Origin of the sequence: Amycolatopsis sp. NPDC051102 (genome assembly GCF_040682815.1) — a bacterium.
Lineage (GTDB): Bacteria > Actinomycetota > Actinomycetes > Mycobacteriales > Pseudonocardiaceae > Amycolatopsis.
This window is the reverse complement of the sequence record NZ_JBFBBT010000005.1, coordinates 20,969-38,525: the sequence shown is the minus strand read 5'-3', so window position 1 is coordinate 38,525 and position 17,557 is coordinate 20,969. Positions and strand designations below refer to the sequence as shown.

Sequence of the window (17,557 nt, the reverse complement as noted above, 5' to 3'; positions counted from 1 at the left end):
CGACCGGGCCACACCACTGGTTACCGGTGGGTAACAAGGGCTATCGTGCGGTCAAAGACCTCTATCCCATGGAGCATCAGTGGCCGCACCAGCAACGCCGCTCGCGCCGAACGCGCGGGGCGTGCGAAACGTCGCCTTCGTCGAGGGGGTACGCACCCCCTTCGGCAAGGCCGGCGACAAGGGCATCTACGCCGGCACCCGCGCCGACGACCTGGTCGTCAACACCATCCGCGAGCTGCTGCGGCGGCACCCCGAACTGCCGCCCGAGCGCGTCGACGAGGTGGCCATCGCCGCCACCACCCAGATCGGCGACCAGGGCCTGACGATCGGCCGCACCGCCGCGCTGCTGGCCGGGCTGCCGAAGTCCGTCCCGGGCTTCGCCATCGACCGCATGTGCGCCGGCGCGATGACCGCCGTCACCAGCGTCGCGTCCGGCATCGGCTTCGGCGCCTACGACATCGCCATCGCCGGTGGCGTCGAGCACATGGGCCGTCACCCGATGGGTGAGGGCGTCGACCCGAACCCGCGGATCATCGCCGACAAGCTCGTCGACCCGACCGCGCTCGTCATGGGCCAGACCGCCGAGAACCTGCACGACCGCTTCCCGGCGATCACCAAGCAGCGCACCGACGCCTACGCCGCGCGCAGCCAGGAGCGCTACGCCGAAGCCGTCAAGACCGGCAAGATCGGCCCCGAGCTGGTCCCGGTCGCCACCCGTTCGAAGGAGCTGGGCTGGGGTCTGGCCACCGAGGACGAGCCGCCGCGCCCGGGCACCACGCTGGAGACCCTCGCCGGGCTGAAGACGCCGTTCCGCCCGTTCGGCCGGATCACCGCGGGCAACGCGGCCGGCCTCAACGACGGCGCGACCGCGTCGCTGCTCGCCGACGAGGACACCGCCCGCGAGCTGGGCCTGCCGGTCGCGATGCGGCTGGTCGGCTACTCCTTCGCCGGCGTCGAGCCGGAGGTCATGGGCATCGGCCCGGTGCCGGCCACCGAGAAGCTGTTCAAGCGCACCGGCCTGTCGATCGACGACATCGGCCTGTTCGAGATCAACGAGGCCTTCGCCGTGCAGGTGCTGGCCTTCCTCGACCACTTCGGCATCGACGACGAAGACCCGCGCGTCAACCAGTGGGGCGGCGCGATCGCGTGCGGCCACCCGCTGGCCTCGTCCGGCGTCCGGCTCATGACGCAGCTGGCGCGCCAGTTCGCCGAGCGGCCCGACGTGCAGTACGGCATGACCACGATGTGCATCGGTATCGGCATGGGCGGCACCGTGATCTGGGAGAACCCGGCCTTCGAGGGGGCGAAGTAATGACTTTCACCGCTGAAGAAGCGAAGGCCGCCTTCCCGGACGAGGTCGTCACGCACGCCGTGACGCGCCTGGTGAAGGTGCCCGGGCTCACCAAGCCCGTCGCGCTCATCACGCTCGACAACGGCCACGACCACACCCGGCCGAACACCTTCGGCCCGCAGGGTCTCGTGTCGTTGAACACCGCGCTGGACAAGGCGTTCGAGGCCGAGCCGGCCGCGATCGCCGTCACCGGCAAGCCGTTCATCTTCGCCGTCGGCGCCGACCTGTCCGGTGTCGAGTCCGTCAGCGACCCGAAGCTGGCGCGCGAGATCGCCCAGACCGGGCACGACGTCTTCCGGCGGCTCACCGAGTCGAAGATCCCGACGTTCGGGTTCGTCAACGGCGCGGTCATGGGCGGCGGCCTGGAGCTGGCGCTGTCCTGCCACTACCGGACGCTGTCGGAGAACACCGCCGCCATCGCGTTCCCCGAGGTCTTCCTCGGCCTGTTCCCGGGCTGGGGCGGCACCCAGCTGCTGCCGAACCTGATCGGCGCGGACGCCGCCGTCACGGTGATCATCGAGAACGCGCTGGCGCAGAACAAGATGCTCAACGTCAAGCAGACGGCCGAGCTCGGCATCGTCGACGCGGTCTTCGGGTCCGCCGACTACCTCGAGCAGTCGCTGCTGTGGCTGGCGAAGGTCGTCAACGGCGAGATCACGCCGGAACGCCGCGAGATCGACCGCGGTTCCGCGTGGGACGCCGCCATCGCCCGCGCCAAGTCCCTTGTGGACGGTCGCACGCACGGCGCGTCGCCGGGCGCCACCAAGGCCGTCGAGCTGCTGGAGCTGGCCCGCGAAAACGACCTCGACCGCGGCTACGCGGCCGAGACCGACGGCCTCGCCGAGCTGCTCATGTCCGACGTCCTGCGCGCCGGGCTGTACTCGTTCAACCTGGTCAACAAGCGCGCCAAGCGCCCGGCAGGCGCGCCGGACAAGAACCTGGCCCGCAAGGTGAACAAGGTCGGCATCGTCGGCGCCGGCCTGATGGCCAGCCAGCTGGCGCTGCTGTTCGTGCGCCGCCTGAAGGTGCCGGTCGTGCTGACCGACGTCGACCAGGAGCGCGTCGACAAGGGCGTCGGCTACGTCCACGCCGAGATCGACAAGCTGCTGGGCAAGAAGCGCCTGTCCCCGGACGGCGCCAACCGGCTCAAGGCGCTGGTCTCCGGCTCGCTCGACAAGGCCGCGTTCGCCGACGCCGACTTCGTCATCGAAGCCGTCTTCGAGGAGCTCGGCGTCAAGCAGCAGGTGTTCGCCGAGCTGGAGCAGCACGTCAAGCCCGAGGCGATCCTGGCGACGAACACCTCGTCGCTGTCGATCACCGCGATGGCGTCGAAGCTGCAGCACCCCGAGCGCGTGGTCGGCTTCCACTTCTTCAACCCGGTCGCCGTGCTGCCGCTGCTGGAGATCGTCCGCGGCGAGCGGACCGACGACGCTTCCCTGGCGACGGCGTTCTCGGTCGGCAAGCAGCTGAAGAAGTCGAGCGTGCTGGTCAAGGACGCGAGCGCGTTCGTCGTCAACCGGCTCCTGCTGCGCTTCCTCGGCGAGGTGCTGGTGACGGTCGACGAGGGCACGCCGTTCGACGTCGCCGACAAGGCCCTGGAACCGCTCGGCCTGCCGATGACGCCGCTGACGCTGATGCAGCTCGTCGGCCCGGCCATCGCCCTGCACGTCGGCGAGACGCTGCACGAGGCGTTCCCGGACCGGTTCACCGTGTCCGAGAACCTCGCGAAGTTCGTCAAGGCGGGCAAGAAGGGCGTCTGGGTCTGGGACGACAAGGGCAACCAGTCGGCCGACCCCGAGGTCGTCGAACTCTGGACGCAGGGTGACCAGCCGTCCACTTCGGAGCAGGTGCGCGAGCGCGCGCTGGCGGCGATCGCCGAGGAGATCCGGATCATGCTCGACGAGGGCGTGGTCGCCGAGGCGCAGGACATCGACCTGTGCCTGATCCTCGGTGCGGGCTGGCCGTTCTGGAACGGCGGCATCACGCCGTACCTGGACCGCTCCGGGGTGTCCGAGCGCGTGAACGGCAAGCCGTTCCTCGCCCCGGGCGTGGCTTCGGTCCCGACGCGCTAGTACTCGCCCTCGCGAGGGCACTTCGGCGGCGGCGCAGTGAGTTTCAGCTGCGCCGCCGTCGCGTCGGAATCGATCACCGTCACGCGCTCGGCGGTCCGGTAGCGGGCGTGCAGCTCCTGCGCCCACGCCGTCAGGTCGGTGCCCGGGACGGCGAGCAGCGAGACCGACGGCGGGTCCACGAACACCCGCCGCACCTTGGGGTCGTCGCGCAGGGACCGTTCCGCGGCCCGCATGTCGGCTTCGGCTGGGAAGACCACCACGACCGCCGCGCACAGCGTGTGCCCGGCCAGCGGGGCCGGGTTCGTGTCGACCGGCAGGTCCGGCGGCCGCAGCAGCGCCGCGACGCCGAAGGCCAGCCCCACCCCGGCCGCCAGCGCCAGCGCGATCACCGGCACCAGCACGCGGACCAGGGGCTTGTCCTCCACACCGAAGATCACAGCACACGTTGGCCGCCGGGACACCGTCCGTTCACCCCGGCGGCTTAGCGTCCCGCCGTGACCACCGACAGACGCCGCTTCCTCAAGGGCGCCGGCCTCGCGGCCGCCGCCGCGGGCGTGCCCCTCCCGGCCCCGGCCGACCTCGACCTCGATCTCGACCCGAGCCGGGTGTGCGGCCGCTACCAGTGGCTGGTCGGCGACCACCACACGCACAGCCAGTACTCCTACGACGCGATGTACCGGATCGACCAGATCGCCGCCGGCGGGCGCGCGCACGGCGCGGACTGGATCGTCTTCACCGACCACGGCCACGCCGAGCACGAGAAGGCGTCGGTCGAACCCACCGAAGCCGACTTCCTCGCCGCCCGGCGGAAGTACCCGGACCTGCTGCTGTGGCACGGCATGGAGTGGAACGTCCCGGGCGCCGAACACGCGACCGTGTTCTTCCAGGCCGGTTCGCAGCAGGCCGCGAAGCTGCGCGAGTTCGAGCGGACCTTCGACTGGCGGCTGACGAACTCGGAGGCGTCGAGCCCGGCGAACGAGGCCCTCGCGCTGCGGGCGTTGCGCTGGCTCGCCGCGGAAGAGCAGGCGAAGCGGATCCACGCGCCGGTCGTGCTGATCAACCACCCGCTGCGCAACGGCCGCGTCGCGCCGCACGAGCTGCGCGCCTACCGCGACGCGGCGCCGCACATCGTGATCGGCATGGAAGGCGCGCCCGGCGCGCAGGCGGACGGCTTCCCGAAGCCGCTCGGCAACGGCGGCGCGCGCGGCGGCTACGCGAACGCGCCCGGCCCGAACTCGTGGCCGGGCTTCCCGGCCGAGGCGTACCGGACGTTCGGCGGCTGGGACTGGGCGACGGCGAAGGTCGGCGGCCTGTGGGACTCGCTGCTCGCCGAGGGCAAGCCGTGGTGGATCACCACGAACTCCGACTCGCACTACAACCGCGGCGACACGCTGGTCCGGCCCCAGGTTCCCGACGGCTGGTACGACGGCACCGGCAAGTTCCCGGACCCGGTCGACAGCGGCGTCCGCCAGTTCGTCCCGCCGTACGCCGACTTCTACCCCGGCGAGTTCAGCCGCACGCACGTCGGCGTCACGCGGCGCAGCCTCGAAGGCGTCTTGGAGGGGCTGCGGGCCGGGCGGATCTGGCTGTCGCACGGCGGTTTGGTCTCCGAGCTTGAGGTCGCCGCGTACGGCGGCGGTTCCGCGGCGACGCTGGGCGGCCGTCTGCGGGTGCGGTGGGGATCGGACGTCACGCTCGTGGTCTCCGCGCGGCTGGCGTCCCGGCCGAACGGCGGCGGCTCGGTGCCGCGGCTGGCCCGCCTGGACGTCGTCGCGGGCCCGGTCACCGGCCCGGTCACCGACCGCGACACGATGACTGCGCCCGGAACGCGAGTTGCCGCGTCGTTCGAGCCGCGCTGGGTGCCGGGAAGGCAGGTCGTGTACCGGCACACCTTCCGCAACGTCCGGGACCCGTTCTACGCGCGGGTCCGCGGGACGAACGGCGACGGCGAACCGGCGCCGGACGTCATCGGGCAGGCGAACCCGTTCGAGGACTTGTGGTTGTACGCGAACCCGATTTTCGTGGACGTGTGCTGAACGGACTGTTCCGGCGGTGGCTCGTCCGGTCGATCATGACCGGGCTGCGGTGGCTGCTGCGCCTGCCCGCGCCGGTGCTGCGGGTGCTGGCGGGCCGCCCGGTGGTCGTCGACGGGCGGCAGCCGGTGCCCACCGCCCGGATGCTGATGCGGGTGTCGCGGTTCGCGCCGTTCGACGCGCCGCACCGGAACGGCAGCCTGGCGCGGGCCCGGACCGAGCTGGACCTGGCGGGTGCGCTCGCCGGCGCCGGGATCTGCCCCGGCGTCCGGACCGGCGAGGCCACCTGGCCCGGGCCGGGCGGGCCGCTCCCGCTGCGGCTGTACGAGCCGGCCGGCGTCCCGGCGCCGAGCCCGGCGATCGTGTACTTCCACGGCGGCGGGTTCGTGCTCGGCAGTCTCGACACGCACGAGGGCGCGTGCCGGCTGCTCGCGGAGGAAGCCGGGGTGCGGGTGGTGTCGATCGGCTACCGGCTGGCCCCGGAACACCCGTTCCCGGCGGCGGCCACCGACGCGGTCGCGGCCTTCGCCCACGTGGTTTCCCACGCCACGGAGTTCGGCGTGGACCCGGTCCGGCTGGCGGTGGGCGGCGACAGCAGCGGCGGCAACCTGGCGGCGGTGGTCGCCCACGCGGCGGCCCGCGGCGAGCTGCCGCGCCCGGCGTTCAGCCTCCTGCTCACCCCGGCGACGGACGCCCTCGGCTCGTCTCGTTCCCATCAGCAGTTCGGCTCCGGCTTCCGCCTCGACCGCGACGAGTGGGCCTGGTACCGCGCCCAGTACCTGCGCGACCCGGCGTCCTACACGGACCCGCGAGCCTCGGTCCTCTACGACGAAACCGTCGACGGCCTCCCACAGACGTACGTGGCCACGTGCGGCTTCGACCTCCTCCGCGACGAAGGCGAGGCGTACGCGCGCCGCCTCGCGTCCGCCGGAGTCCCGTTGGTCCACCGATGCCACGAAGGCCAGCTACACGGCTTCGCGAACCGGGTCGGCGTGGACCCGGACGCCCGCGCGGCCATGCTCCACGCCGCCGGCGTCCTCCGCGCCGGCCTCGCCCTGTCCCCGCCGGGCCACCTCCCGTGATCGAGCAGCCATCACGCGTGATTGGAGGGACGACACGGCGAACCCGGCTCGATCCGGCGTGTCGACCCTCCAATCACGCGAGATGACCCTCTAATCACGGGTGATGTCTGTTGGCGCACGGTCAGCGGACGGGGAGGTGGACCGTCACGCCGAGGCCGCCGCCCACGATCGGCTCGGCCGTGACCGTTCCGCCGTGCGCCGCCACCGCGGCCCGGACGATCGAGAGCCCGAGGCCCGCGCCCGAGCGGGCCGTCCGGGCCACGCCCGCGCGGCGGAACGGCTCGAACAGCTCCGCCACCCCCGCCGGGTCGACCAGGCCGCCCGAGGACCGGACCCGCAGCACCGACCACCGGGGCCCCGGCTGCGTCGCGACCTCCAGCCAGCCGCCGTCGACGTTGTGGCGGACGGCGTTCTCCAGCAGGTTGCCCGCGATCCGCTCCAGCAGCGCCGGATCACCGAACGCCGGCGCCGGCACCACCGAGAACGTCGCCCGGATGCCGCGTTGCGAGGCTTCCCGCTGGACCGCGCGCCAGGCCCGGTCGACGACCACCGCGAGATCGACCGGCTCGCGCACCCCCAGGCCGGCGCCGTCGGTGCGGGCCAGCAGCAGCAGCGAGTTGACCAGCTGCCCGGCGCGCTCGGTCGCGTCCCGGACGACGCCGCCCATCCGGCGCAGCTCGGCTTCGTCGGCGTCGTCGTCGGCCAGGGTGACGTCGAGTTCGGTCCGGATCACCGACAACGGCGTCCGCAGCTCGTGGCTGGCGTTGGCGACGAAGTGGCGTTGCGCGTCGAACGCGGCCTGGAGCCGGTCGAGCATGTCGTCGAACGTGCTCGCCAGCTCGGCCAGCTCGTCGCGGGAGCGGATCTCGCCGATCCGCTCCCCCAGCGACTCGACCGACAGCCGCCGCGCGGTGCCGGTGATCTCGCGCAGCGGCAGCAGCACGCGCGAGGTGAACGTCCAGGCGAGGATCGCCGCGGCCGCCACCACCAGCAGGAACGCGATCGACCCGAACAGCAGCATCCGGTTCCGGGCGTGCACGCGCAGGTGCTCGGCCAGCGTCGAGGCGTCGACCGGCACGCCGTCGACGACCACCACGCTGCCCGGCGGCATCTGCGGGACGGCGTCGAGCGAGTCCCGCACCAGCGTCCAGGCCAGCCAGAGCAGCAGCAGGCTGACGGCCGCGACCAGCACGGTCGCCAGCAGGGTGATCCGGGCGCGGAGGGTGCGCGTGCCCGGCAGGTTCACGCGCGCGGCGCGCCGGGCTCCGGCACCCGGTACCCGGAGCCGACGACGGTCTCGATGATCCCCGGCTCGCCCAGCTTCTTGCGCAGCGTCATCACGGTCACCCGGACGGTCGTGGTGAACGGGTCGGCGTTCTCGTCCCACACCCGTTCGAGCAGCTCCTCGCTGCTGACGACGGATCCGGCGGCCTGCAGCAGCACCTCGAGCACGCCGAACTCCTTGCGCGTCAGCTCGACCGGCCCGCTCGCGCGCCGGACCGTGCGCTTGGCCGGGTCGAGTTCGACGTCCCCGGCCGTGAGCAGCGGCGGCGCGGCCGGCGTGGCCCGGCGGCCCAGCGCCCGCACCCGCGCGACCAGCTCGGGGAAGGCGAACGGCTTGGCGAGGTAGTCGTCGGCGCCGAGCGACAGCCCTTCGACGCGGTCGGACACCGAGCTGCTCGCGGTGAGCATCAGCACCCGGGTCAGTTCCCCGGACGCGACGATCTCCCGGCACAGCTCGTCCCCGGACATCCCGGGCAGGTCCCGGTCCAGCAGCACGACGTCGTACCGCGTGACGGCGGCCTTCTCGTGCCCGTCGTCCCCGGTCAGCGCGACGTCCACCGCCATCCCTTCGCGGCGCAGCCCGCGGGCGATCGCGTCGGCCAGGGGTTCTTCGTCCTCGACTACCAAAACTCGCACCAGCACACAATCCCATATTTTCCTGAGAGTGCCCTTTAAGGATCAGGGGTGGCCCAGCGCAGCGCGAACCACAGCCGCATCCGGACCTCCGGGTCCGCGAGATCCACGCCCAAAGCGCGCTCCACCTGGGCGATCCGGTGCCGGACGCTGTTGCGGTGCACGCCCAGCTCGGCCGCCGTCGGCTCCCAGCCACCGTGGTGGGCCAGCCACGTCCGCAGCGTCGGCACCAGCGCACGGTCTCCCGCCCGGTCCAGCGCCACCAACGGCTCCAACGCCCTCGAAGCGAACCCGCGAGAAGCACCCGGGTCGAGCAGCGCGTCGAAGTCCAGCGGCTCGTTCCCGGCCACGACCGGGCGGCCGAGCGCGAGCGCCCGCGAAAGCAGCAGCTCCACTTCGCTTTCAGACAGTTCTTCGGCCGGCGCCGGCGAACCCACCGCCGCCAGCCAGCCGTGGGCGCGCAGCACCTCCAGCGTCGCACCCGACGGCGCCGACCTCGCGATCGCCACGAACCGGCCGGGCGACACCGCCACCAGCGGCGTGTCGAGCCGCGCGCGCAGCCAGTCCGGCCGATGCGCCACCTCGTCCGGGCCGCGCCGGTACGCCGCCCCGGCGACCAGCCGGACGACGTCCGACCCCAGCAGCGATCCGGCCGCGTCTCCGGGCGACGTCCGGCCGAGCAGCAGGCCGGTGGCCGCCGCGCCCAGCTCCGCCGCGTCCGAGCCCGCGCGGCCGACCAAGCCGAGCAGGGCCGCGCCGACGGCGAGGATCGCCCGGTCGGCGCCGTCGAGCCGCCGGGTACGCCCGACGACCACCAGGTGCGACGCCGTGGCCTGCGGATACACCGGCTGGACGACGACGAACCCGCCGTCGAGCTCGGTGGTCGCGCTCCGGATCCCGCTGCCGGCCCGCACGGTCGCCATCAGCTCCCGCACCGGGAGCGGCAGCGGAACGGGCGCGTCGTGCGCCGCGGCCAGCACGTCACCCGCGCCGACCAGGGCGACCCACGACCGCAGCACCGCCGCCAGCGACGACGTCAGCTCGCCGAGCCCGCCGCCCGCGGCGCGGGTGAGCGTCTCGCGTGCCGCCGTGATCCGCCGCTGTTCCCGCTGCCCGGCCTCGGTCAGGGCGACCGAAACCGCCCGGTTGACCGCGAGGAACGGCGTCCGCGTCGGCACCACCAGCAGCGGCAGCCCATGCCGCGCGCAGGCCCGGCGCAGGGGCTCCGGCAGCGTTTCGTGCACCGCCGGGGTGAGGCCGAAGCCCAGCGCCGTCACGCCGGCGTCACGCAGTCCGCGCACGTACCGGTCGAGCTGCTCGGGCAGGTTGACGCCGGCGGTGAGGATCAGTTCGCCGCCCAGCAAGTAGGGCGCCGGGTCCTGCAGCTCGCTGACGTGCGCCCACCGCACCGGGGCGTCCAGCGCGCCCGGCCGCAGCGTCTCGGGGACGACGTCGAGCGCGAGTTCCCGGTTGCCGACGACCGCGCGTAACGGGACATTCACCTCCGTGTGCGCTGCATCCGTGTTCTGGGTCATCTTGTCCCCAACTGTGTCGATACGGAGACGAATCGTCCCATGCCGTGGGGGTGGCGCGCGAACCTACGGTGACCCGAAACCGACGTGAGGAGGACACCGTGACCGGCGACTACGCGGTGATCGCGCTGTACATCGCGGGCATGCTCGGGGTCGGCTGGTACGGCCTCCGGCTCGCGAAGACGAAGTCCGACTACCTCGTCGCCGGACGGCGGCTGGGCTGGTTCATGTACTCCGGCACGATGTCGGCCGTCGTGCTCGGCGGCGCGTCGACCGTCGGCGGCGTGAAACTCGGCTACACCTACGGCATTTCCGGCATGTGGCTGGTCGTCAGCATCGGCGTCGGCATCCTGGTGCTGCACGCCCTGTTCGCGCGGCGGCTGGTGCGGCTGAAGGTCTACACCGTCGGCGAGATGCTCGACCTGCGCTACGGCGGCCGCACCAGCACGGTGTCCGGCGTCGTCATGTGGGGCTACACGCTGATGCTCACGGTGACCTCGACGCTGGCCTTCGCCACGATCTTCAAGGTGCTGTTCGACCTGCCGAACTGGGCCGGGATCGCGGTCGGCGGCTCGATCGTCGTGCTCTACTCGGTGCTCGGTGGCATGTGGTCGATCACGCTCACCGACATCGCCCAGTTCGTCATCAAGACGATCGGCATCCTGGCCATCCTGCTGCCCGTCGCGATCAGCTCGGCCGGCGGCTTCAGCGGCATGAGCGCGAAGCTGGACGCGAGCTTCTTCAGCTTCACCTCGATCGGCACGGACACGATCATCACGTACTTCGTGATCTACACCTTCGGCCTGCTGATCGGCCAGGACATCTGGCAGCGCGTGTTCACCGCCCGCACGCCGGCGATCGCGACGTCCGGCGGCCTCACCTCCGGCGTCTACTGCCTGGTCTACGGCCTGGCCGGCGCCCTGATCGGCACCGCGGCCCACGCGCTGTACCCGGACATCGCCAGCGCGCAGGACGCCTTCGCGACGATCGTCGAGCGGCTGCTGCCGACGGGCGTCCGCGGCCTGGTCCTGGCCGCCGCGCTGTCGGCGATGATGTCGACGGCGAGCGGCGCGCTGATCGCGTGTTCCACCACCACGACGTCGGACCTGCTGACCAAGTTCGGCCTGAAGAAGGGCGGCGAGGTCAGCCGCAACCGGCTCGCCACGCTGGTGCTGGGCCTGCTGGCCATCGGCATCGCGATGATCGTCGACGACGTCGTCAACGCGCTCACCATCGCCTACGACATCCTGGTCGGCGGCCTGCTGGTGGCCATCGTCGGCGCGCTGTTCTGGAAGCGCGGCACGCGGCAGGGCGCGTACGCCTCGATGGTGGCCGGCACGCTCTCGGTGATCGCCTTCATGATCATCGACGGCGTCGACGCCAACACGCCGATCTACTGGGGCCTCGGCGCGAGCCTGGTCGTCTACCTGGCGGTCAGCTTCGCCACGCCCCGCACGGCCGACTCGGTTCTTTCCCTTTGGACGCGCCGGCTCAACGGCGAAGACACCACCACCGAAACCCGGGAACAGGAGCCCACCAGTGCCTAACATCGGACCCCTCGACTCGTCGCGCGTCCCCCGGTTCGCCGGCTTCGCGACCTTCGCGCGGCTGCCGCGGATCGACCAGGTCGAGCGCGCCGACGTCGCCGTCGTCGGAGTGCCCTTCGACTCCGGGGTGTCCTACCGGCCCGGCGCGCGGTTCGGGCCGGCCGCGGTCCGCGAGGCGAGCCGGCTGCTGCGGCCGTACCACCCGGAGCTGGACGTTTCGCCGTTCGCCGAGAAGCAGGTCGTCGACGCGGGCGACATCGCGGTCAACCCGTTCAACATCGGCGAAGCGATCGAGACGCTGCAGCAGGAAGCCGAAGCGCTGCAGGCGGACGGGACGCGGCTGGTGACCGTCGGCGGCGACCACACGATCGCGCTGCCGCTGCTGCGGGCCGTGGCGAAGAAGCACGGACCCGTGGCCCTGCTGCACTTCGACGCGCACCTGGACACCTGGGACACCTACTTCGGTGAGCCGTACACCCACGGCACCCCGTTTCGGCGGGCGTCGGAGGAAGGCATCCTCGACACGAGCGCGCTGTCGCACGTCGGCACGCGCGGGCCGCTGTACGGCAAGCGGGACCTGGAAGAGGACCGCCGGCTCGGCTTCGGCATCGTCACCTCCGGCGACGTCATGCGCCGCGGCGTCGCCGAGACCGTCGACGCGCTGCGGCAGCGCATCGGCGACCGGCCGCTGTACGTCTCGGTCGACATCGACGTGCTCGACCCGGCCCACGCGCCCGGCACCGGGACGCCCGAGGCCGGCGGGATGACCAGCCGCGAACTGCTGGAGATCCTGCGCGGGCTGCGCGACCTCAACCTGGTCGGCGCGGACGTCGTCGAGCTCGCCCCGGCCTACGACCACGCCGAGATCACCGCCATCGCGGCCTCCCACGTCGCCTACGACCTGGTGAGCCTGCTGTCGCTGGGGAAGGGCGAATGACCCGCATCGGCGGCGACGTCGTCGTCGAGACCCTGCGGGCCCTGGGCGCCGACACGGTGTTCGGCCTGCCGGGCCAGCACGCGCTGGGCCTGTTCGACGCGCTGCGGCGCGCCGGCGACCTGCGCGTGATCAGCGGCCGCGTCGAAAACAACCTCGCCTTCGCCGCCGACGGCCACGCCCGCGCCCGGCTCGCGGCGAACCCGGACGGCCCGGTACCGGTGACACCGCTGATCGTCTCCACCGGCCCGGGCGCGCTGCTCACCCTGGCCTCGCTGCAGGAGTCGCGCGCGGCTTCGGTGCCGGTGCTCGGGATCTCCAGCCAGGTCCCGGTCGCCGGCCTCGGCGGCGGACGGCACGGCTACCTGCACGAGCTGCCCGACCAGCAGGCGAGCTTCCGGGACGTCGTCAAGTCCGTGCACGTCGTCCGGCGGGCGAGCCAGATTCCCTCGGCGTTGCGCGAGGCGTGGACGTCGGCGGCGACCGCGCCCTACGGGCCGGTGTGGGTCGAAATCCCCCAGGACGTGCTGCTCGGCCCCGCCGGGGTCCCGCCGATCACGTCGGTGTCGGCCGCGCCCCCGGTGCTGGACCCGCTGCCGGAGCTGGTCACCGCCGCGGCGGAGTTGCTGGGCGCGGCGGCGAACCCGGTGATCCTGGCCGGCGGCGGCGCGCTGCGGTCGGGCGCGCACGCCGAACTGCTGGCCCTGGCCGAGGCCCTGCGCGCGCCGGTGATCTCGACGTTCGGCGGCAAGGGCGTCTTCGGCTGGGACCACGAGCTGTCCGGGCGCTCGTGGCTGGAGGACTGGCACACCACGGAGTTCCTGGCGGACGCCGACGTGCTGCTCGTGCTCGGTTCCGGCCTCGGCGAGCTGTCCAGCAACTACCGCGCGTTCGCCCCGCGCGGCCGCGTGATCCAGGTCGAAGCGGACCTCGGGAAGCTGGAGTCGAACTACCCCGGCCTGGGCATCCACGCCGACGTCCGGCGGACGCTGCAGGCACTGCTGGAGTGGGTGCCGATGCGGCGCTCCGACGGCCGGGCCGAGCAGGCGGTTTCGAGCCTGCTCACGCGCGTCGAGTCGCGTCTGGACGGACAGAACGTGGCCGCCGAACGGAAGCTGATCGACGACATCCGCGCGGCGTTGCCCGAGGGCACGCAGACGTTCTGGGACATGACGATCGCCGCGTACTGGGCCTGGTCGGCCTGGAACCCGGAGGGCGCGCCGATCCACACCGCACAGGGTGCGGGCGGCCTGGGTTACGGCCTCCCGGGTGCTCTCGGCGGCGCGGCCGCGGGCGGCACGACGCTGGCGGTGTCCGGCGACGGCGGCGCGATGTACGGCATCGCCGAGCTGGCCACGGCGGTGCAGCACGGCCTCGACGTCACGTGGCTGATCATCGACGACGGCGGCTACGGCATCCTGCGCGAGTACCTCACCGGCGCGTTCGGCCGGACGACGGCCACGGAGCTGGCGCGGCCCGACTTCGTGGCCTTGGCGTCCTCCTTCGGGGTGCCCGCGTGCTCGTCCACTCCGGACACCGTGGGCATCGACCTGGCGAAGGCGTTGCGCACGCCCGGCCCGTCCGTCGTCGTCCTCCCCGCGTCGCTGAAGATGTTCGCGCCGACCCACTTGGAGCAGGCATGACCCGCACGCTCGACCTGACCGACCCGGCGACCGGCGAGGTCTTCGGGACCAGCCCCGTCGCCTCCCCGTCCGAAGTGGACACAGCACTCGAATCGGCTGCGCAAGCGTTTGCGGTCTGGCGCCGCAGCACCCCGGCCCAGCGGCAGCTGGCCCTGCTGAAGATCGCCGACGCGCTCGAAGCCCGGGCGGGCGAGTTCGCGAACCTCGAGGTGCGGGAAACCGGCAAGATCCGGTCGGTGGTGCTCGAGGAGGAGATCCCGGAGTGCGTGAGCGCGCTGCGGTTCTTCGCCGGCGCCGCGCGCCACCTGGAGGGCACCGCGGCCGGGGAGTACACCCCCGGCCACACCTCGGTGATCCGCCGCGAGCCGGTCGGCGTCTGCGCGCAGATCGCCCCGTGGAACTACCCGCTGATGATGGCGGTCTGGAAGATCGCACCGGCGCTGGCCGCGGGCAACACGGTGGTGCTGAAGCCGGCCGAGACGACCCCGTCGACGGCCGTCCTGCTGGCCGAGATCGCGGCGGAGTTCCTGCCTTCCGGGGCGTTCACCGTGCTGACGGGCGACCGCGACACCGGCCGCGCGCTGGTGCGCCACCCGAGCACCGACCTGGTCTCCCTCACGGGGTCGACGCGGGCGGGCATCGACGTGGCCACGGTGGCGGCCGCGGACCTCAAACGCACGCATCTGGAGCTGGGCGGCAACGCACCACTGCTGGTGTTCCCGGATGTCGACATCGCGTCGGCGGCGGAGGGCATCGTGGGCGCGGCGTTCTACAACGCGGGCCAGGACTGCACGGCGGGCAGCCGGGTGCTGGTGCACGCGTCGATCCACGACGAATTCGTGGCTTCGTTGACGAAGACGGCCGCGGACCGGACACCGGGCGTCGACTACGGGCCGTTGAACAGCGCGGCGCAGTTCTCGCGCGTCGAGGGCCTGATCTCCCGGTTGCCGTCCCACACCCGGATCGAAACGGGTGGCACCCGGTTCGGTTCCCGGGGCTTCTACTACTCCCCCACGGTGATCTCGGGGGTGCGCCAGGACGACGAGATCGTCCAGGAGGAGATCTTCGGCCCGGTGCTCACGGTCCAGTCCTTCGCGGACGAAGCGGCGGGTATCGCACTGGCCAACGGCGTCCCCTACGGGCTGGCGTCCTCGGTGTGGACTCGCGATCTATCCGTCGCGGCGCGGGTGTCGGCCGAACTGGACTTCGGCTGCGTGTGGGTCAACACCCACGGGCCGCTGGTCGCCGAGATGCCCCACGGCGGCTTCGGCCATTCGGGCCACGGCAAGGACCTCTCGGCGTACGCGTTCGCGGAGTACACCCGCGTCAAGCACGTGATGACGAGGTTCGCATGAGCACCCGCGTGACGCAGGTCGAGCAGCACGGCATCGCACCGATCCCGCCGGAGGAGCAGACATCCCGCCCCCGCGACCTGTTCCGCCTGGCGTTCGGCGGCGCGAACACGTTCGCGACGATCATCCTGGGCACGCTCCCGATCGCCTACGGGCTGAGCTTCCGGGACGCGCTGCTGGCCACCGCACTCGGCGTGGTGACCGGCGGCCTGGTCCTGGCCCCGATGGCCCTGTTCGGCCCCCGGACCCGCACGAACAACGCCGTGTCATCGGGCGCGCACTTCGGCGTGGTCGGCCGGTGCGTGGGCTCGTTCCTGTCGCTGCTGACGGCAATAACGTTCTTCGCGATCTCGGTCTGGGTGAGCGGCGACGCGGTGGCGGGAGCAGCACAGAGACTGTTCGGCTTCGACGGCGGCGCAGCACTGCGCGGCATCGCGTACGGCGTCATCGCGACGGCGACGCTGGTGGTGTGCATCTACGGCTACCGGTTCATGCTCCTGGTCAACCGGACAGCGGTGGTCCTCGGCACAGCGATCATGCTCCTGGGCATCTTCGCCTACGGCGGAACATTCGACCCGGGCTACGCGGGCACGGGAACGTACGCGCTGGGAACGTTCTGGCCGACATTCACGTTGGCGGCCCTGACGGCCCTGGCCAACCCGATCTCGTTCGGCGCATTCCTCGGCGACTGGGCCCGCTACATCCCGGCAAGGCACAGCAAGCGCTCCCTGCTGACGGCCCCGTTCCTGGCCCAGGTGGCAACGCTGCTCCCGTTCGGCTTCGGCATAGCAACGGCAACACTGGTGACGAACCCGGCGGACTACATAACGGGCCTGACGGCAATTTCCCCGCTGTGGTACGCAATCCCGCTGATCGTGGTGGCGTTGATCGGCGGCCTGTCAACGGGAACGACATCGCTGTACGGAACGGGCCTGGACTTCAGCTCGATCTTCTCGAAGCTGTCCCGCGTCCAGGCCACGCTGCTGATCGGAACACTGAGCGTAGCGTTCATCTTCATCGGCAACTTCGTGCTGGACATGGTGTCGAGCATCAACGCATTCGCCACGCTGATAGTCCTGTGCACAAGCCCCTGGATGGTGATCATGATGATCGGCTTCGTGCAAAGACGCGGATTCTACGACGTCGAAGACCTACAGGTGTTCAACGAAGGCCGCAAGGGCGGCCGCTACTGGTTCACCAACGGAGTGAACTGGCGAGCAATGGCGGCCTGGATCCCGGCAACAACACTGGGCCTGCTGTGCGCAAACACCCCCATGATCACGGGCCCCTGGCACAACATCGCCGGCGGCGTGGACATCAGCCTGCTGGTAACGCTCCTGACAGCGGCAGTGGCGTACCCGGTGCTGGTGAAGCTGTTCCCGGAACCCCCGGAGGTCCTCGCCCCAACCCCCAAGCCTGAGCTGGTTGGTCATCCCGTCGCCTGAGGCCCCCAAATCACTTTGAGCCAGGCCCGCAACCCACAGCGCAAAGAGAGAGAAAAGCGCAAGATTGCGGGCCTGGCTCAAAGTGATAGGCCTCAATCAGGCGACGGGATGACCAACCAGCGACGGTCATCCCGGAGCCTGCCGGTCCGGCGAGGACAATCTTTTCCCCACGGCAGAAGGCCTCAGCGCCGATTGACATCCTTCTCCGGCGCGCCCGTCGACGAACAGTCTTCCGCAGAATCGCCAGGCTCGGGATTCAAGCCAGAACGACGCTGCTGAGGCAGATCAGGGGGCGGAATGGCCGACACCGCGGCCACGATGGACAAGATCTTCTCGGTCCACCTGATGAAGCCCGATACCAGATCTGCCGTAGGCGTTCGCATCGACGGAACGAAATGTCCTACGACGAGCGCGGGCACCGCACAGACCACCACGACGAGCAGCGGCAGAAACGCCAGCAAGATCGCCACCGAGCGCGCGAGCTGCCCCCACGCTTCCGCCTGTCTCAATGCCACCAAGGGAATCGGCATGGGAGCCTCCACGCGACCGTACCGGGCCAGTCATCAAGAAAACGGCACGTGGTCCGCCAGCCCGGCGGCGGTCCGTGCCACGTTGTCCACCAGCAACCGAAGCAGTCATCCACCGGTAC

14 protein-coding genes are annotated in these 17,557 nt (G+C 71.6%); 9 read left to right on the top strand and 5 right to left on the bottom strand.

The genetic code is table 11. The features are described from left to right. The first annotated feature begins 121 nt into the window (after nucleotides 1-121). Together AB0M93_RS17360 and AB0M93_RS17355 are read left to right on the top strand one after the other, a co-directional pair. Nucleotides 122-1,312, top strand: a complete 1,191-nt coding sequence (locus tag AB0M93_RS17360; RefSeq protein ID WP_364275150.1) for a thiolase family protein — start codon at nucleotides 122-124, stop codon at nucleotides 1,310-1,312. After that, nucleotides 1,312-3,423, top strand: a complete 2,112-nt coding sequence (locus AB0M93_RS17355; protein WP_364274471.1) for a 3-hydroxyacyl-CoA dehydrogenase NAD-binding domain-containing protein — start codon at nucleotides 1,312-1,314, stop codon at nucleotides 3,421-3,423. The genes AB0M93_RS17360 and AB0M93_RS17355 overlap by 1 nt, the downstream gene beginning before the upstream one ends. Here AB0M93_RS17355 and AB0M93_RS17350 read toward each other — a convergent pair. Continuing rightward, nucleotides 3,420-3,848, bottom strand: coding sequence for a hypothetical protein (locus AB0M93_RS17350; RefSeq protein WP_364274468.1), 429 nt, complete (start codon nucleotides 3,846-3,848; stop codon nucleotides 3,420-3,422). The genes AB0M93_RS17355 and AB0M93_RS17350 overlap by 4 nt on opposite strands. 69 nt (nucleotides 3,849-3,917) lie before the next feature. Between AB0M93_RS17350 and AB0M93_RS17345 the strand changes: the two genes are divergently transcribed. Continuing rightward, nucleotides 3,918-5,459 (top strand): twin-arginine translocation signal domain-containing protein, encoded by a 1,542-nt coding sequence (locus AB0M93_RS17345; RefSeq protein ID WP_364274465.1) that lies wholly within the window; start codon nucleotides 3,918-3,920, stop codon nucleotides 5,457-5,459. After that, a complete protein-coding gene (locus tag AB0M93_RS17340; protein ID WP_364274462.1) occupies nucleotides 5,453-6,538 on the top strand; it encodes an alpha/beta hydrolase in 1,086 nt (361 codons plus the stop codon). The genes AB0M93_RS17345 and AB0M93_RS17340 overlap by 7 nt, the downstream gene beginning before the upstream one ends. Before the next feature lie 121 nt (nucleotides 6,539-6,659). Here AB0M93_RS17340 and AB0M93_RS17335 read toward each other — a convergent pair whose 3' ends face one another. From AB0M93_RS17335 to AB0M93_RS17325, 3 genes are read right to left on the bottom strand one after another with little or no spacing between them, the layout of a single operon-like run. Beyond that, nucleotides 6,660-7,784: a HAMP domain-containing sensor histidine kinase gene (locus AB0M93_RS17335; RefSeq protein WP_364274459.1), complete on the bottom strand. Its 1,125-nt coding sequence runs from the start codon at nucleotides 7,782-7,784 to the stop codon at nucleotides 6,660-6,662. After that, on the bottom strand, nucleotides 7,781-8,458 hold the full coding sequence (locus AB0M93_RS17330; protein WP_033261892.1) for a response regulator transcription factor: 678 nt from the start codon (nucleotides 8,456-8,458) through the stop codon (nucleotides 7,781-7,783). The genes AB0M93_RS17335 and AB0M93_RS17330 overlap by 4 nt, the downstream gene beginning before the upstream one ends. Nucleotides 8,459-8,493: 35 nt before the next feature. After that, nucleotides 8,494-9,990: a PucR family transcriptional regulator gene (locus tag AB0M93_RS17325; RefSeq protein WP_364274456.1), complete on the bottom strand. Its 1,497-nt coding sequence runs from the start codon at nucleotides 9,988-9,990 to the stop codon at nucleotides 8,494-8,496. A 98-nt stretch (nucleotides 9,991-10,088) separates the two neighbouring features. Here AB0M93_RS17325 and AB0M93_RS17320 point away from each other — a divergent pair, with 98 nt between their 5' ends. The 5 genes from AB0M93_RS17320 to AB0M93_RS17300 are packed head-to-tail and all read left to right on the top strand — an operon-like array spanning nucleotide 10,089 to nucleotide 16,908. Further along, nucleotides 10,089-11,534 (top strand): sodium:solute symporter, encoded by a 1,446-nt coding sequence (locus AB0M93_RS17320; protein ID WP_364274453.1) that lies wholly within the window; start codon nucleotides 10,089-10,091, stop codon nucleotides 11,532-11,534. Next, nucleotides 11,527-12,471, top strand: coding sequence for an agmatinase (gene speB, locus AB0M93_RS17315; RefSeq protein WP_364274450.1), 945 nt, complete (start codon nucleotides 11,527-11,529; stop codon nucleotides 12,469-12,471). Before AB0M93_RS17320 ends, speB begins: the two co-directional genes overlap by 8 nt. Further along, entirely contained in the window at nucleotides 12,468-14,111 is a 1,644-nt protein-coding gene (locus AB0M93_RS17310; protein ID WP_364274447.1) for a thiamine pyrophosphate-binding protein, read from the top strand. Before speB ends, AB0M93_RS17310 begins: the two co-directional genes overlap by 4 nt. Then, entirely contained in the window at nucleotides 14,108-15,466 is a 1,359-nt protein-coding gene (locus tag AB0M93_RS17305; protein ID WP_364274444.1) for an aminobutyraldehyde dehydrogenase, read from the top strand. Before AB0M93_RS17310 ends, AB0M93_RS17305 begins: the two co-directional genes overlap by 4 nt. Further along, nucleotides 15,463-16,908, top strand: coding sequence for a cytosine permease (locus tag AB0M93_RS17300; RefSeq protein ID WP_364274442.1), 1,446 nt, complete (start codon nucleotides 15,463-15,465; stop codon nucleotides 16,906-16,908). The genes AB0M93_RS17305 and AB0M93_RS17300 overlap by 4 nt, the downstream gene beginning before the upstream one ends. 182 nt (nucleotides 16,909-17,090) lie before the next feature. Here AB0M93_RS17300 and AB0M93_RS17295 read toward each other — a convergent pair whose 3' ends face one another. After that, complete coding sequence (locus AB0M93_RS17295) at nucleotides 17,091-17,438, bottom strand: hypothetical protein (protein WP_364274439.1); 348 nt, start codon at nucleotides 17,436-17,438, stop codon at nucleotides 17,091-17,093. Between the last annotated feature and the right edge of the window lie 119 nt (nucleotides 17,439-17,557).

Coding starts and splice junctions, on each gene's coding strand:
- AB0M93_RS17355 (WP_364274471.1), top strand. CDS start 1,312: ATGACTTTCACCGCTGAAGAAGCGAAGGCCGCCTTCCCGGACGAGGTC.
- AB0M93_RS17325 (WP_364274456.1), bottom strand. CDS start 9,990: ATGACCCAGAACACGGATGCAGCGCACACGGAGGTGAATGTCCCGTTA.
- AB0M93_RS17310 (WP_364274447.1), top strand. CDS start 12,468: ATGACCCGCATCGGCGGCGACGTCGTCGTCGAGACCCTGCGGGCCCTG.
- AB0M93_RS17305 (WP_364274444.1), top strand. CDS start 14,108: ATGACCCGCACGCTCGACCTGACCGACCCGGCGACCGGCGAGGTCTTC.
- AB0M93_RS17300 (WP_364274442.1), top strand. CDS start 15,463: ATGAGCACCCGCGTGACGCAGGTCGAGCAGCACGGCATCGCACCGATC.
- AB0M93_RS17295 (WP_364274439.1), bottom strand. CDS start 17,438: ATGCCGATTCCCTTGGTGGCATTGAGACAGGCGGAAGCGTGGGGGCAG.